Origin of the sequence: Actinomadura physcomitrii (assembly GCF_008923205.2) — a bacterium.
Classification (GTDB): Bacteria; Actinomycetota; Actinomycetes; order Streptosporangiales; family Streptosporangiaceae; genus Spirillospora; species Spirillospora physcomitrii.
Map to the genome: position 1 here is coordinate 18,831 of NZ_WBMS02000069.1, position 15,107 is coordinate 33,937.

General features: G+C 72.7%; 13 protein-coding genes. 8 read left to right on the forward strand and 5 right to left on the reverse strand.

What is annotated here, in order from left to right; translation table 11 throughout:
• Positions 1-79 precede the first annotated feature (79 nt).
• The gene (locus tag F8568_RS44535) at positions 80-1,966 is read right to left on the reverse strand and encodes a glycoside hydrolase family 15 protein (RefSeq protein ID WP_328601314.1); all 1,887 of its coding nucleotides are present in this window, start codon (positions 1,964-1,966) and stop codon (positions 80-82) included.
• 341 nt (positions 1,967-2,307) lie between these two features.
• Between F8568_RS44535 and ppdK the strand changes: the two genes are divergently transcribed.
• From ppdK to sigJ, 7 genes are all read left to right on the forward strand, one after another.
• Positions 2,308-5,004: a pyruvate, phosphate dikinase gene (gene ppdK, locus F8568_RS44540; protein WP_151600196.1), complete on the forward strand. Its 2,697-nt coding sequence runs from the start codon at positions 2,308-2,310 to the stop codon at positions 5,002-5,004.
• Positions 5,005-5,175: 171 nt separating this feature from the next.
• Positions 5,176-6,006: a YdcF family protein gene (locus F8568_RS44545; RefSeq protein WP_151600197.1), complete on the forward strand. Its 831-nt coding sequence runs from the start codon at positions 5,176-5,178 to the stop codon at positions 6,004-6,006.
• A gap of 71 nt (positions 6,007-6,077) precedes the next feature.
• On the forward strand, positions 6,078-7,373 hold the full coding sequence (locus F8568_RS44550) for a deoxyguanosinetriphosphate triphosphohydrolase (protein ID WP_151600198.1): 1,296 nt from the start codon (positions 6,078-6,080) through the stop codon (positions 7,371-7,373).
• Positions 7,374-7,520: 147 nt separating this feature from the next.
• Positions 7,521-8,750, forward strand: a complete 1,230-nt coding sequence (locus F8568_RS44555) for an NAD(P)/FAD-dependent oxidoreductase (protein WP_151600199.1) — start codon at positions 7,521-7,523, stop codon at positions 8,748-8,750.
• A gap of 80 nt (positions 8,751-8,830) precedes the next feature.
• On the forward strand, positions 8,831-10,099 hold the full coding sequence (locus F8568_RS44560; protein WP_151600200.1) for an MFS transporter: 1,269 nt from the start codon (positions 8,831-8,833) through the stop codon (positions 10,097-10,099).
• Positions 10,100-10,222: 123 nt separating this feature from the next.
• A complete protein-coding gene (locus tag F8568_RS44565) occupies positions 10,223-10,675 on the forward strand; it encodes a GtrA family protein (protein WP_202126098.1) in 453 nt (150 codons plus the stop codon).
• 1 nt (position 10,676) lies between these two features.
• The gene (sigJ, locus tag F8568_RS44570; RefSeq protein ID WP_151600202.1) at positions 10,677-11,549 is read left to right on the forward strand and encodes an RNA polymerase sigma factor SigJ; all 873 of its coding nucleotides are present in this window, start codon (positions 10,677-10,679) and stop codon (positions 11,547-11,549) included.
• Between the two features lie 14 nt (positions 11,550-11,563).
• Here the strand turns inward: sigJ and F8568_RS47450 are convergent, their stop codons facing one another.
• Together F8568_RS47450 and F8568_RS51490 are read right to left on the reverse strand one after the other, a co-directional pair.
• Positions 11,564-11,821, reverse strand: a complete 258-nt coding sequence (locus F8568_RS47450; RefSeq protein WP_202126091.1) for a hypothetical protein — start codon at positions 11,819-11,821, stop codon at positions 11,564-11,566.
• Positions 11,806-12,423 (reverse strand): isocitrate lyase/phosphoenolpyruvate mutase family protein, encoded by a 618-nt coding sequence (locus F8568_RS51490; RefSeq protein WP_202126092.1) that lies wholly within the window; start codon positions 12,421-12,423, stop codon positions 11,806-11,808. Before F8568_RS51490 ends, F8568_RS47450 begins: the two co-directional genes overlap by 16 nt.
• Before the next feature lie 128 nt (positions 12,424-12,551).
• Between F8568_RS51490 and F8568_RS44580 the strand changes: the two genes are divergently transcribed.
• Positions 12,552-12,992, forward strand: coding sequence for a carboxymuconolactone decarboxylase family protein (locus tag F8568_RS44580; RefSeq protein ID WP_151600203.1), 441 nt, complete (start codon positions 12,552-12,554; stop codon positions 12,990-12,992).
• A gap of 93 nt (positions 12,993-13,085) precedes the next feature.
• Here the strand turns inward: F8568_RS44580 and F8568_RS44585 are convergent, their stop codons facing one another.
• A complete protein-coding gene (locus tag F8568_RS44585; RefSeq protein ID WP_151600204.1) occupies positions 13,086-13,955 on the reverse strand; it encodes an LLM class F420-dependent oxidoreductase in 870 nt (289 codons plus the stop codon).
• 197 nt (positions 13,956-14,152) lie between these two features.
• A complete protein-coding gene (locus F8568_RS44590; protein ID WP_202126093.1) occupies positions 14,153-14,752 on the reverse strand; it encodes a histidine phosphatase family protein in 600 nt (199 codons plus the stop codon).
• Positions 14,753-15,107: the final 355 nt, after the last annotated feature.

Genomic DNA, 15,107 nt, shown 5'->3' on the forward strand with positions numbered 1-15,107 from the left:
CGGTGGCGGGCGGGGGGGGGGGGGGGGTCCCCGGGGGGGGGGGGGGGGCGCCCCCCCCCCCCCCCCCCCCCGCCGGCTCTCAGGCCAGCGGCGGCTGCTCCTGGGCGCGCTCCGCGTTGATCACCTGCATCACCGCGTTGATCAGCGCGAGGTGGGTGAACGCCTGCGGGAAGTTGCCGAGATGCCGCCCGGTGTGCGGGTCGATCTCCTCGGCGTACAGCTGCAGCGGGCTCGCGTACGACAGCAGCTTCTCGCACAGCGCCCGCGCCCGGTCCAGCTCACCGATCATCACCAGGGTGCTGACCAGCCAGAACGAGCAGATCGTGAAGGTGCCCTCCTCCGACTCGAAGCCGTCGTCGGTCTCGGCCGCCCGGTACCGCAGGACGAGGTCGTCCTCCGACAGCTCGTCGGCGATGGCGAGGACGGTCTCCCGGACCCGCTTGTCGTCGGCCGGCAGGAACCCCAGCAGCGGGATCAGCAGCGCCGACGCGTCCAGCGCGTCCGCGCCGTAGTGCGCGGTGAACACGCCCCGCTCGTCGAGGGCGTTCGCCAGCACGTCCGCGTGGATCTCGTCGGCGGCGGCCTGCCAGCGGCGCGCCCGCTCCTGGTCGCCGCGGATCCGGGCGAGCCGCGCGCCGCGGTCGGCCGCGACCCAGCAGAACACCTTCGAGGAGGTGAAGTGCTGCGGCTCGCCGCGCACCTCCCACATCCCGCAGTCGGGGGTGCGCCAGTTGGCGAGCGCGTCCTCCACCTGCTTGACGACGATCTTCCAGAGCCGGTCGTCGAGCCGGTCGCGCTTGCGCACGAACAGGTAGATCGACCCGATGATCGCGCCCCACACGTCGTGCTGGGCCTGCATGTACGCCTCGTTGCCGATGCGCACCGGGCGGGCGTTGTCGTAGCCGGTCAGGTGCTCGAGCGTGGACTCGGGCAGCTCCTCCCGGCCGTCCAGCCCGTACATGATCTGCAGCTTGCCCTCGGCGGCCTCGGCGACGTCGGTGATGAAGTAGAAGAAGTCGTTGGCCTCCCAGTCGTAGCCGAGGGTGTAGAAGGCCCACAGCGCCATGGTGGAGTCGCGGATCCAGGTGTAGCGGTAGTCCCAGTTCCGGTCGCCGCCCGGCGTCTCCGGCAGCGACGTCGTCGCCGCGGCCGCGACCGCGCCGGACGGCGCGAACGTCAGCCCCTTCAGGGTGAGCGCGCTGCGCTGCAGGTGGCTGCGCCACGGGTGGTCGGGGAACCGGCCGCGGTCCAGCCAGTGCTGCCAGTGGTGGACGGTCCAGACGAGCCGCTCCTGCGCCTCCTCCCACGACGCCGGCGCGGCGTGCTCGCTCCACGACAGCGCGACGAACCGGGACTCGCCCTGCTTCAGCAGCGTCCGGGCCGTGGCGAGGGACCCCTCGAACCCGACGTTCATGTCGGTGGTCAGCCGCAGGCCGACGCCGTTCCCGCGCGCGACGGCCTCGTGGTACCCGGCGCCGGTGTGCTCCCAGCGGGCCGGGGTCTGGCCGTAGTCGAACACCGGCATGCAGTCGAGCCGGGCCTGGACCTGGCCGTTCACGCACCGCACCATCCGCAGCAGGACGTGGTCGGCGTCGTAGTCGGTGGGAGCGCGGCGGTGCGTGTGGGAGCGTTCCGTCTCGTGGTGCCACGGCCCCATCAGCAGGGCGTCGGTGACCACCAGCCAGCCCCCGTGCACCCACCAGGTCGTCTCCATGACCATGGTGCCGGGGATGTAGCGCTGCGCGGCGGGCACCTCCACGCCCGCGGGGCCGACCCGGAAGTATCCGGCGTCCCGGTCCAGGATGGACCCGAACACGCTCGGCGAGTCCATCTTCGGCAGGCACATCCACTCGATGTTCCCGCTGGGCGCGACGAGCGCGGTCGTCTCGCAGTCGGACAGGAACCCGAAATCGGCGATCGGGGCGAACGGGTCTCCCGCCCGGCCGCCGGCGACCTTCGGCCTCACAGCCTCACCTCCTTGATCCATCATTCCCTCTCCAGAGCAATGGGTGCGCCAGGAGCGCGGGGTGTTTCCCCGGCGCCGGGCGCGCGGTGTGCGGCCTCATGGGCGGCGTTGCCTTCCAAGCAGTGGTTCAGACCACTTGGAATAGACCATTAAAGGGCCCCTGAGCTGCGATAACGCTGCTCCGGGAACGGGGTGCCGGGAGACCGGGTCAGGCGCGGGTACAGTCCCGGCAAACAGGGCAGCGGCCCCGCCGCCGCCTGGGAGAACGCGACGGCGCGGCCTCCCCGGCGCGAGGGTCCGGCACTGCCACTGGGTGGAACCGGAGCGAGAAGGAGCTCCCCGTGCCGAAGTTCGTGTACGACTTCACCGAGGGAAACAAGGACCTCAAGGATCTGCTGGGCGGCAAGGGCGCCAACCTGGCCGAGATGACCAATCTCGGCCTGCCCGTGCCTCCCGGGTTCACGATCACCGCGGAGGCCTGCCGGCATTACCTTGAGCACGGGACCCTGCCCGACGGGCTGGCGGAGGAGGTGAACGCCCACCTCGCCGCCCTGGAGAAGGCGATGGGCAAGCGGCTCGGCCAGCCGGACGACCCGCTGCTGGTCAGCGTGCGCTCGGGGGCCAAGTTCAGCATGCCCGGGATGATGGAGACCGTGCTGAACGTCGGCCTCAACGACGAGTCGGTGCACGGCCTCGCCCGGCAGGCGGGCGACGAGCGGTTCGCGTGGGACTCCTACCGCCGGCTGATCCAGATGTTCGGCAAGACGGTCCTGGACGTGGACGGCGACCTGTTCGAGGACGCCGTCGAGGACGTCAAGCGGGCCCGCGGCACCGACGACGACGTGGACCTCACCGCCGACGACTTCAAGGAGCTCGTCGACCGGTTCAAGACGATCGTCCGCGAGCAGGCCGGACGGGACTTCCCGACCGACCCGCGCGAGCAGATGGACCTCGCCACCGAGGCGGTGTTCGAGTCCTGGAACGCGCCCCGCGCGATCCTGTACCGCCGCCAGGAGCGCATCCCCGTCGACCTCGGCACCGCCGTCAACATCTGCTCGATGGTCTTCGGCAACATGGGGATGGACTCGGGGACGGGCGTCGCCTTCACCCGCGACCCCGCGTCCGGGCACCAGGGCATTTACGGCGACTACCTGCAGAACGCGCAGGGCGAGGACGTCGTCGCCGGCATCCGCAACACCGTCCCGCTGACGGAGCTGGAACGCATCGACAAGGCGTCCTACGACCGGCTTCTCGAGATCATGGAGACGCTCGAGAACCACTACCGCGACATGTGCGACATCGAGTTCACGATCGAGCGCGGGAAGCTGTGGATGCTGCAGACCCGGGTCGGCAAGCGGACCGCCGCCGCCGCGTTCCGGATCGCCTGCCAGCTGCTCGACCAGGGGCTCATCGACGCCGACGAGGCGGCCCGCCGGGTCACCGGCGACCAGCTCGCGCAGCTGATGTTCCCCCGGTTCGCCAGCAGGGTGGACGGTGTCAAGAAGATCACCAAGGGGATGAACGCCTCGCCCGGCGCCGCCGTCGGCAAGGCGGTGTTCACCTCCGAGCGGGCCGTCGAGCTGGCCGAGGCGGGCGAGGACGTGATCCTCGTCCGCCGCGAGACCAACCCCGACGACCTGTCCGGCATGGTCGCCGCCAAGGGCGTGCTGACCTCCCGCGGCGGCAAGACCTCGCACGCCGCCGTCGTCGCCCGCGGCATGGGCAAGACGTGCGTGTGCGGCGCCGAGGAGCTGGACGTCGACGTCAAGGCCGGGACGTTCACCGCGCCCGGCGGCGTCACCGTGCGCGAGGGCGACGTCGTCTCGATCGACGGGACGTCCGGCGACGTCTACCTCGGCGAGGTCCCGGTCGAGGACTCCCCGGTCGTCCGGTACTTCGAGGGCGAGCTGTCCGCCGCCGACGGCGACGAGCTGGTCACCGCGGTGGACCGCGTCATGGCGCACGCCGACGCCAGGGCGGCGATGGCGGTGCGCGCCAACGCAGACAACCCCGAGGACGCGGCGCGGGCCCGCCGGTTCGGCGCCGAGGGCATCGGCCTGTGCCGCACCGAGCACATGTTCCTCGGCGACCGGCGGCAGCTCGTCGAGCAGCTGATCCTCGCCGAGGGCGACGCGGAGCGGCAGGCGGCGCTGGACGCCCTGGAGCCGCTGCAGAAGCAGGACTTCGAGGGCATCTTCGCGGCCATGGACGGGCTGCCGGTCACGATCCGGCTCATCGACCCGCCGCTGCACGAGTTCCTCCCCGACCTCACCGAGCTGTCGGTCAGGGTGGCCCTCGCCGGCGAGGGCGCCGACCCCAAGGACCGGAGACTGCTCGAGGCAGTCACCCGACTGCACGAGCAGAACCCTATGTTGGGGCTGCGCGGCGTGCGGCTCGGTTTGGTGATTCCGGGGCTTTTCGGCATGCAGGTGCGCGCGATCGCCGAGGCCGCCGCCGCCCGCAAGGCCGCCGGCGGCGACCCGCGCCCGGAGATCATGATCCCGCTCGTCGGCGCGGTGCAGGAGCTGGAGGCCGTCCGCGACGAGGCGCGCGCCATCCTCGACGGGGTGAAGGAGTCCACCGGCGTGGACGTCCCGGCACTGGTCGGCACCATGATCGAGCTGCCGCGGGCGGCGCTGACCGCCGGGCAGATCGCCGAGGCCGCCGAGTTCTTCTCCTTCGGCACCAACGACCTCACCCAGACGACGTGGGGCTTCTCCCGCGACGACGTCGAGGCGGCGTTCTTCTCCCGCTACCTCGAGCTCGGGATCTTCGGGGTGTCGCCGTTCGAGACCCTCGATCGGGAGGGCGTCGGGCGGCTCGTCCGGATCGCCGCCGAGGAGGGCCGCCGCGCCCGCCCGGGGATCAAGCTGGGGATCTGCGGCGAGCACGGCGGCGACCCCGACTCGGTGCACTTCTGCCACGAGGTCGGGCTCGACTACGTGTCCTGCTCGCCGTTCCGGGTACCGGTGGCGCGGCTCGAAGCGGGCCGCGCCGCGATCGAGGCGGCCGGTGCCGGAGGCAGCGACAGCCGCTGATCCCGCTCCGGGCGGCCGTCCCCGCGCGGCCGGCCGCCCGGAAACGGGCATCCCTGAACTCCGAGCCTCCCGGAACCGGGCGTCCGGAACCGGGAAATGTGGGGCGCGCAACACGCCGGACCTGCGAACCTCCAGCGCTCGCCGGACCATCTCATTAACGTGTCCAGAGCGATGACGTTGGAAGTCGAGTTGCCGGACCACGACCCGGACGAGCCGGAGGACGGCGAGGACAGCCCGCGCGGCCGCAAGGGACGCGGGCGGCGCCGCAAGCCGCTCTGGCTCACGATCCCGGTGACCGTTCTGTGCGCGCTCGTCGCCATCGTGGTGCTGACCCCGCTGACCGTCGGCGCGCGCGTCTGGTACCAGGCCCGCCAGGACGAGCGCCCCCGCTCCGACGCGATCATCGTGCTCGGCGCCGCGCAGTACAACGGGGTGCCGTCCCCGACGCTGCGGTGGCGCCTGCAGCACGCCCTCGACCTGTACCGCGACAAGGTCGCGCCCGCGATCGTCACCGTCGGCGGCAAGGCGCCGGGCGACAACTACACCGAGGCCGAGTCCGGGCGCCGCTGGCTGATCGAGAAGGGCGGCGTGCCCGCGTCCAAGGTCGTCGCGGTGCCGGCCGGCCGGGACACGCTGCAGAGCATGAAGGCGGTCGGCACGGCCTACAAGGCGCGGCACTGGACGTCCGGGGTGATCGTCACCGACCCGTGGCACGCGCTGCGCTCCAAGCGGATGGCCGAAGACAGCGGGATCAAGGCCGCCGCGTCGCCGACCCACAGCGGCCCGAGCGTGCAGACCCGCGACACCCAGTTCCACTACATCGTCCGGGAGACCGGCGGGTATCTGTCGTACGTGCTGCTCGGCAAGAGCGTCAAGACGCCGAGCGAGACCATCAAGATCATCCACGGCGATCCGACCGCGACCGTGTCGCCCGGAACGTCGCCCGGCGCGACGCCCGGTGCGACCTCCGGCGCGACTCCGGGTGGTGCGCCGACCCGCTGAGCCAGGCCCGGCGCCGCCGGTTCACCGGCGGCTCCGCTTACTCTGCCTTTGCCCGCTTACTCTGGAAGGACATGACCCAGAACCCGTCACGCACCGGACGCTCGGAGAGGTCCGGATACTCCGGCACCGACAAGCAGCGCTGGGCGCCCGAGCCTCCCAAGCGCCGCGACCGCACGGCGTTCGAACGCGACCGGGCCCGCGTGCTGCACAGCGCCGCGCTCCGCCGCCTCGCCGCCAAGACGCAGGTCGCCTCGCCGGGCGCGGACGCCGCCGCCGACACCGTGCAGAGCCTGCGCACCCGGCTCACCCACTCGCTGGAGTGCGCGCAGGTCGGCCGCGAGCTCGGCAAGTCCCTCGGCTGCGACCCCGACCTGGTCGAGGCGGCGTGCCTGTCGCACGACATCGGGCACCCGCCGTTCGGCCACAACGGCGAGTCCGCGCTGGACGTCGTCGCCCGCGACTGCGGCGGCTTCGAGGGCAACGCGCAGAGCCTGCGCGTGCTGACCCGGCTCGAGCCGAAGTCGTTCGCGCCGGACGGCCCGCCCCTGTACGGCCGCAGCGTCGGCCTCAACCTGACCCGGGCCGCCCTCGACGCGGCGATGAAGTACCCGTGGACGCAGGAGGACGCCGTCAACGGCAAGTTCGGCGTCTACGCCGACGACGTGGACGTCGCCCGCTGGGTCCGCGAGGACGCCCCCGACGGCCGGACCTGCTTCGAGGCCCAGGTGATGGACTGGAGCGACGACGTCGCCTACTCCGTCCACGACCTGGAGGACGCGCTCGTCGCCGGGCACGTCGACTTCGCGCGGCTCGCCGACCCGGCCGAGCGGCGGCTCGTCGCCGCCACCGCCGCCAAGCTGTACTGCGCCGACGCCGGCCTGGACGAGCTGGAGGAGCGGTTCGCCGCGCTGCTCGCCGAGCCGTACTGGCCCGACCGCTACGACGGCACGCCGCGCAGCCTCGCCGCCCTCAAGAACCTCACCAGCACGCTGATCGGCCGGTTCTGCCTGGCCGCCGAGGCCGCCACCCGCGCCGCCCACGGCGACCGGCCGCTCACCCGGTACGCCGCCGAGCTGATCGTCCCGCGCCCGCAGCGGCTGGAGAACGCGCTGCTCAAGGGCATCACCGCGCACTACGTGTGGATCAGCCACGAGGAGGTCAGGGCGCGCCAGCGCACGCTGATCACCGAGCTGGCCGAGATGATGCTCGCCGGCGCGCCCGCGTCCCTGGACCCGGGGTTCCGCGAGGCGTTCACGGACGCCGAGGACGACGCGGCCCGGCTGCGCGCCGTCGTCGACCAGATCGCCTCGCTCACCGACCTGTCGGCGATCGCCCGCCACCGCCTCCTCGGCGGCCGGCCGCAGTAGCCCCGCCGGCGCTGTTCCCGCCCGTGGCGGTCTCGGCCTTGCGAGGCCCGGGTGCGTGCATTCCGCCCCGACGCGCCGAACAATGGCCCTTGTCTCGTTACGGAGGCCGCTGTAGGGATAGCTACAAGCCAACTACAGGAGGTCGCCATGCCCGAGGAGACGTTCGTCATCGTCGGTGCCGGCCTTGCCGGGGCGAAGGCGGCGGAGGCGCTCCGCGAGGAGGGCTTCGCGGGCCGCGTGCTGTTGATCGGCGAGGAGATCGAGCGACCGTACGAGCGGCCGCCGCTGTCCAAGGGGTTCCTGCTCGACAAGGAGCCGCGCGACAAGGCGCACGTGCACGAGGCGGACTGGTACGACAAGCACGACGTGGAACTGCGCACCGGCGTCTCGGTCACGGCGATCGACCGGGCGGCCCACGAGGTGCGGCTGTCGACCAAGGAGCCGATCCGCTACACCAGGCTGCTGCTGGCGACGGGCGCGTCGCCGCGCCGCCTGGAGGTCCCCGGCTCCAAGCTCCAGGGCATCCACTACCTGCGGACCATGGCCGACTCGGCGGCGCTGAAGCAGGCGCTCGCGCACGGCGGCCGGCGCGTCGTCGTCGCCGGCGCCGGATGGATCGGGCTGGAGGCGGCCGCCGCCGCCCGCGCGTACGGCAACGACGTCACGCTCATCGAGCCGGAACCGACGCCGCTGCACGCCGCGCTCGGCCCCGAGCTCGGCCGCCTGTTCGCCGACCTGCACCACGCGCACGGCGTCGACGTGCGCCTCGACCAGGGCGTCGCCGGGTTCTGGGGCGCCGGGCAGGTGTCGGCCGTCGTCACCTCCGGCGGCGCCGAGGTCCCCGCGGACGTGGTCGTCGTCGGCATCGGCGTCCGGCCGAACACGGCGCTCGCCGAGAAGGCGGGCCTGGAGGTCTCCGACGGGATCCTCGTCGACCAGTCGCTGCGCACCTCCGACCCCGACATCTACGCTGCGGGCGACGTAGCGAACGCCTACAACCCGCTGCTCGGCCGCCGGATCCGCGTCGAGCACTGGGCGAACGCGCTGAACGGCGGGCCCGCCGCCGCGCGCGCCATGCTCGGCCGGGACGTCGTGTACGACCGCGTCCCGTACTTCTTCAGCGACCAGTACGACCTCGGCATGGAGATGTCGGGCGTCGCCGCGCCGGGGGAGTACGACAAGGTCGTCTACCGCGGCGACGTCGCCGCCCGCGAGTTCATCGCGTTCTGGCTGAACGAGGGCCGGGTCGTCGGCGGGATGAACGTCAACGTGTGGGACGTGACCGGGGACGTGCAGGCGCTGATCCGCGCCGGGCGCCCCGTCGACGAGGCCCGGCTGGCCGATCCGGCGGTCCCGCTCGCCGCCCTCCTGGGCTGAGTTCTTGCCTGAGCCTCATCTCGATCTTGTCACCGGACGGCCGTATCGAGCCGAGGTGTAAGGCACGTACAGTCGGCCGGGTGGTGACGGACGAGATCGCGGCGCCGGTGCGGGCGCGCCTGGCGGTGACGGCGGCGTTCGTGGCGCACGGGCTGCTCGGCGCGGCGTGGGTGGCGCGCATCCCGCAGATCAAGGAGCATCTCGGGCTGAGCGCGGGCACGATGGGCGTCGCGCTGCTCGGCGCGCCGATCGGGGTGGTCGCCGCGGTCCGGTTCGCCGGCCTGATCGTGCACCGGTGGGGCAGCCGCGCCACGACGATCGCCGCCGGGACCGCGGGCGCGCTGTCGCTCGTCCCGCTGGGGCTGTCGTGGAACCTCGGGTCGCTGATCTGCTCCCTGGTGCTGATGGGCGGCTCGCTCGGCCTGATGGACGTGGCGATGAACGCCCAGGGCGTCGCCGTCGAGCGCGGCTACGGGCGCCCGCTGATGTCCGGCCTGCACGGGGCGTACAGCATCGGGACGCTGCTGTCGGCGCTGGCCGGGTCCGCGGCGGCCCACGCGGGCGTCCCGGTCGAGGTGCACCTGACGGTCGCGGCGGCGGTGCTGGTGCTGCTGCTGGCGGTCGGCTGCCGCGACCTCTTGGATCGTTCCATCGACACGCCTTCGGAACCGGCGAGCGCCGCCCTCGACGACGCCTCCCGACCACCGGACGCGCCGGACGCGGTGGGATCGGTGGGCGCGGAGGGATCGGCGTCCGGGCGGGAACGGGCCGGGAGGCCGGGAGCCGAGGCCGCCCGCGCCGCCCGATGGCCGCTGATCATGCTCGGGGTGATCGGGCTCTGCTCGTTCGTCGGCGAGGGCGCCATGGCCGACTGGAGCGCCATCTACCTGCGGGAAAGACTCGGCACCGGACCCGGAACCGCCGGCCTCGGCTACGCCGGATGCGCCATCGCGATGACCGCCGGCCGGCTCGCCGGCGACCGCGTCGTCGCCCGCTTCGGACCCGTCACCGTGCTGCGGACCGGCTCGCTGATCGCGGCGGCCGGGCTCGCACTCGGGCTGGCGCTCGCGCACCCGGTGGCCGCCGTGTCCGGTTTCACGCTCTTCGGGCTCGGCGTCGCCGTCGTGGCGCCCGTCACCTTCAGCGCCGCCGGGAACGTCCCCGGCGTCCCGGCCGCCGCCGGGATCTCCCGCGTCACCGGCGTCGGCTACCTCGGTCTCCTCGGCGGCCCGCCCGTCATCGGATTCGTCGCGCAGGGCGTCGGGCTCGCGTGGGCGCTCGCCGTCCCCGCCGGGCTCGCGGGGCTGATCGTCCTGCTGGCCCCGGCCGCCGCCACCGCCGAACGCTGAGACCCGCGCCTGGGGCCGGACCGGCGTCGGGTGGCCGTCGCGGGGGGATGGGGCGGACCGTTTTGACGGGGTTGTGACGTCGTTATATGTACCGTTCAGGTAAGGTCTGGGCGGGTGAGCACCATGCAGCGGTCGAGACCGGCGAAAACGGTCCCGCCCGCACCGGCGTACCGGGCGTTCCTCCGCGAGCTGCTCAGCTTCGGAGCCGTCGGGTTCGTCGGCACCCTCATCATGATCTTCGGCGCCAACCTGATGCGCGCCTGGCTCGGCGGCAGCCCGGTGACCAGCGTCGCCGTGCCGACGGTCGTGTCCACGCTGAGCTCCTACCTGCTCAACCGGTACTGGACGTTCCGGCACCGCGACAGCGAGGGCTCCGGCCGCGAGTTCGCGATCTTTTTCGCGCTGAACGGCATCGGGCTCGGCATCCAGGTCCTGTGCACCGGCTTCACCTACTACAGCCTCGGCCTGCACGGCGGCATCGCCTACAACCTGGGGCTCCTCGCGGGCGTCGTGCTCGGCTCGGCGTTCCGCTACTGGTCGTACAAGAAGTGGGTCTTCACCACGGCGGCCGCCTGAGTTGGGGCGTCTCGACGACGAATGGGCGCTGCACCGGCCCGCGGTGTTCGGCGTCGCCTACCGGATCACCGGCAGCGCCGCCGACGCCGAGGACATCGCCCAGGACGTGTGGCTGCGCGCCACCGCCCGCGGATCCCTCGACGACGTCCGCGACCTGCGCGCCTGGCTGATCACCGTCGCCGCCCGGCGCGCCTACGACGTGCTCGGCTCCGCGCACGCACGCCGCGTCGACTACGTCGGGCCGTGGCTGCCCGAACCGCTGCTGACCGGCCCGGACGCCGCCGAACCCGTGCTCGTCGACGAGACCGTCGGCACGGCGATGCTGCTCGTCCTGGAGGAGCTGTCGCCGCCCGAGCGGGTCGCGTTCGTGCTGCACCAGGCGTTCGACGTGCCCTACGACGCGGTTGCGGAGGTGCTCGGCAGGACGCCCGCCGCGTGCCGGCAGCTCGCGTCCCGCGCCCGCCGCAAGATCGCCGCGGCGTCCCCGGCCCGTCCCGCCGGCGCCGCGGAGCGCGACCGGGTGCTGCGCGCGTTCCGCGCCGCCTACGAGCGCCGCGACGAGGCCGCGCTGCTCGCGCTGCTCGACCCGGACGCCACCTACACCACCGACGGCGGCGGCCACGTCTTCGCCGCCCGCAAGATCATCTCGGGTGCCGGGCGCGTCGCCACCGCGCTGCTGCGGGTCGCCGTCCGCCAGCGGTTCGTGCTCGTCCCCGCCGAGGTGAACGGGGAGGCCGCGCTGCTCGTCCGCAACCGGGCCGGACGGCTCGCCGCCGTCGACACCCTCGAGGTCCGGGACGGGCGGATCGTCGCGGTCCGCCGCGTCCTGAACCCCGAAAAGCTCGCCGCCGCCCGCTCGGCCCTCGGCTGGTAGCCGGCCGTTCCCGTTCAGCCGGCGGCGGGACGGCGCATCGCACCGTCCAGCTCGAGCGGCGAGACGCTGCCGGCGGTCGCGTCCAGATCGCCGCTCTCCAGGAACGCCTCGGCGGCCCGCAGCGCCGCCGTGTAAGCGGCGCCCGCCGGCGCCGTCCCCACGCTGACCCGCCGGACGCCCGCCTCCGCCGGCATCGCCACCGTCGGGCCGCCCGCGAAGAACGACCCCGCGTTGACCGGGACCGGGACCGCGGCGGTCAGCGTCCGCAGCAAACCGAGATCCAGCAGGCCGGGACGAACAGGCAGTCCGCGCCCGCCTCCGCGTACCGGCCCGCCCGCGCGATCACCTCGTCCAGCCGCCCCGCCGGGTCGTCGACCTGGTGGAAGAACACGTCGGTGCGCGCGTTCACCACCAGATCGGGCGCGCACCCGCCCTCGCCGCCGTCGCGCGGGCCGCCGCGATCCGCTGCGCCTGCGCCTCGGCGGAGTGCAGCGGGCTGCCCGCCGGGCCCGGCGAATCCTCCAGGTTGATCCCGGCCGCCCCCGCGTCCACCACCGCCTCGACCGTCGCCGACCACATCCCCCGGAGCGGGACCGTAACCGCCCTCGACGTCCGCGGTGACCCGAACGTCCACCGCGCGGACGATGCGGTCGACCGCCGCCGCCATCGCGTCCCGGCCGAGATGCTCGCCGTCCGGCCTGCCGAGCGCCCAGGACACCGCCGCGCTGGACGTCCCGATCGCGGACGCCCCGGCCCGCTCGATCATCGCCGCGCTGCCCGCGTCCCACGCGTTCGGCAGGACCAGCAGTCCCTCGTGGTAGGAGCGGAACAGCCGCGCCTTCCCGTTGACCGTCCTGTCTCCGGTAGCCGTCATGCCGCCGAACCTAGGGCGGCGAATCGGCTCAGCTGAAGAGCCAATCCGGGGCTGTTGAATTGGGCCGGTACTTCCTGTCACACGCCCCCGGGGTGCGTCGTCTCCCTGGTGACGAAGGGAGAAAGACCATGGCACGCATGCTCCTCCAGGAGGCCACCCCCGAGGTCTACCGGGGATACATGAGGATCGCTGCGCTCATCCAGCACGGACCGCTGCCCCGGCCGACCCAGGAACTCATCAAGATCCGCGCCTCCCAGCTGAACGGATGCGCCTTCTGCGTCGACCACCACACCCGGGACTTCCGGGCGCTCGGCGAACCCGAGGAACGCGTCCACCACCTGACGGTGTGGCGTGAATCGCCGCTCTACACCGAACCGGAGCGCGCCGCCCTCGCCTACACCGAGGCCGTCACCCGCCGCGAGCTCGTCGACGACGAACTCTGGGAGACGCTCCGCAAGCACTACCCGGACGACCGCGAACTCGGCGACCTCGCCGCCCTCGTGTCGCTGATCAACGCCCTCAACCTGTTCAGCGTCCCGCTGGAGCTCAGGCCACCGGTGCGGGACTGACCCGCGCCGCACCCGCCGGCTCGGAAACCGGCGGGTGCGGGAGGCGGGACACCGGGACGGCCGGGGGGCGCGGGTCGTCCAGGGGGACGCGGATCAGCGCCCCGCGGGGACGATCTTCTCCGTCTGCGTCAGCGCCTCCGCCAGAACGCCCGTCAGGTCCTGGCCCGTGCCCTGCGAGAAGATCACCTGGTCCACGCCCTGCTCCGCGAGGCGCCCGACCGTGTCGACCGCCGCGCCGACCGACGGCGTCCCGGCGAAGAACGCCAGCGACGTCTTCTCGATCTCGGCGTAGTCGCGGCCCTCCCGCTCGCAGTGCTCGCGCAGCACCTCCATCTTCCGCGGCAGCTCGTCGCCGTCGAAGAGGTTGCAGGCGTCCGCGTACTTGGCGACGAACCGCAGGGTCTTCTTCTCGCCCGTGCCGCCGATCAGGATCCGCGGATGCGGCCGCCGCAGCGCCGGCGGCGAGTTCAGCGGGCGCTCCAGCCGGTAGTGCTCGCCCTCGAACGCCGACTCGTCGCCCTCCCACATCTGGTGCGCGATCCGCAGCGTCTCCTCCAGCCGCTCGAACCGCTCCGCCGTCGGCGGGAACCGCACCCCGAGGCCGCGCGACTCCTCCTCGTTCCACGCCGCGCCGATGCCGAGCCAGGCCCGCCCGCCGGACAGGACGTCCAGCGTCGTCACGGTCTTCACCAGGATGCCGGGATGCCGGTACGTCACGCCGGTGACCAGCGTGCCGAGCGTGATCCGCTCCGTCAGCGCGGCGGCGTAGGCGAGCGCCGTGTAGCCCTCCAGCATCGGCTCGTCCGCCGGACCCACCATGTTGATCTGGAAGAAGTGGTCCATCACCCAGAGCGAGTGCAGGCCGCCCTGATCCGCCTCCTTCGCGATGCGGGCGAACGTCGGGCCTATCTGCTCAGGCCCGCCGGGAAAGGTGAAGCTGGGCACCTGAAGTCCGATGCGCATGGCGGTTCCCTCGTCTTCTCGTGCTCGTGCTGCTACTTGCCCAAGACTCTGCGACCTGGAGTGCACTCCAGGTCAAGTCCGGCCCTCCGCTGCATACCCCGCGAGCATGAGGCCAGTCCGGTCCCAAGGGGCTGGCCACGGGTCGAACTCGGTCGCGGCCCCAGCCAGTATCAGATCGCGGCCCGGCTGGAACGCGATCAGCGTCCCGGCCAGGACTCGCAGCGCCAGCCCCGGTCGTCGAAAAGGACGCGGAACGGAGCGGCATGCGGCAGCGGCGCCCCCCACACCGCCGCACCGAGCCCGCATAGGACGCTCAACCCCGCGGTAAGGCTGGCCACATGCCCGATCGCGGCGACCGCACCACCGTCACCGTGCGCGGCCGCGATCGTCCGGAACGCCGCCGTCACCCGCCCGACCACCGCACGGCCCGTCTCGCCGTCGGCGACCCGCTCGTGCAGATTCCCATCCACGACCCAGGCCCGCAGCACCTCCGCAGTCCGGGCTCGTGCCGCCGGATCCGCCGCGCCTTCCAGGACGCCGATCCTCACCTCGGCGAGCTCGGGCAGGTTGGTGATAGGCGCTCCTTGGACCCGGCTGATCGCCTCTGCCGTCCGCCGCGCGCGCTCAGCCGTGCTCGTGTAAATGTGGTCGACCGCCGGCAGTGTGCGCGCCACCGCAGCCGCCTGCACGTGCCCGAGTTCAGTCAGCCGCGCCTCAGGCAACGCCCCGGCCGCCCCAGCAATGACATTCTCGGACTCGGCATGCCGAAGGCATATGATTTCCAGAGCGGCGTCCACCTGAAAATGGTATCAGGGTGAAGTATCAGGCGTGCGTGTGCGTGTGTGTTTGCGTTTGCGGGTTGGCATTGGATCGTCGTGTTTCTGTTGTGCCTTCTTTCGCTAATTCTTCGGGGGGTGGGGGTCGGATGGTTTCTCGAAAGGGGTATCGTGCTCTTCAAGAGGGGGTGGGGTGCGCCTCGGTTGGCGGGAGGGGTGTTCGTGTGGTGGGGTGGCGCTTGCGTACGCCGCTCGGCGGCCCGCGACGGGCCGCCGAGCACGCACGCCGGCCACACGGTTCTGCGTGCGGCATGACCTCCGCGGCGAACCATTCCAGCCGCGCCACGAACTCGTCCGCGGTCCGCCAGGCAAGCGT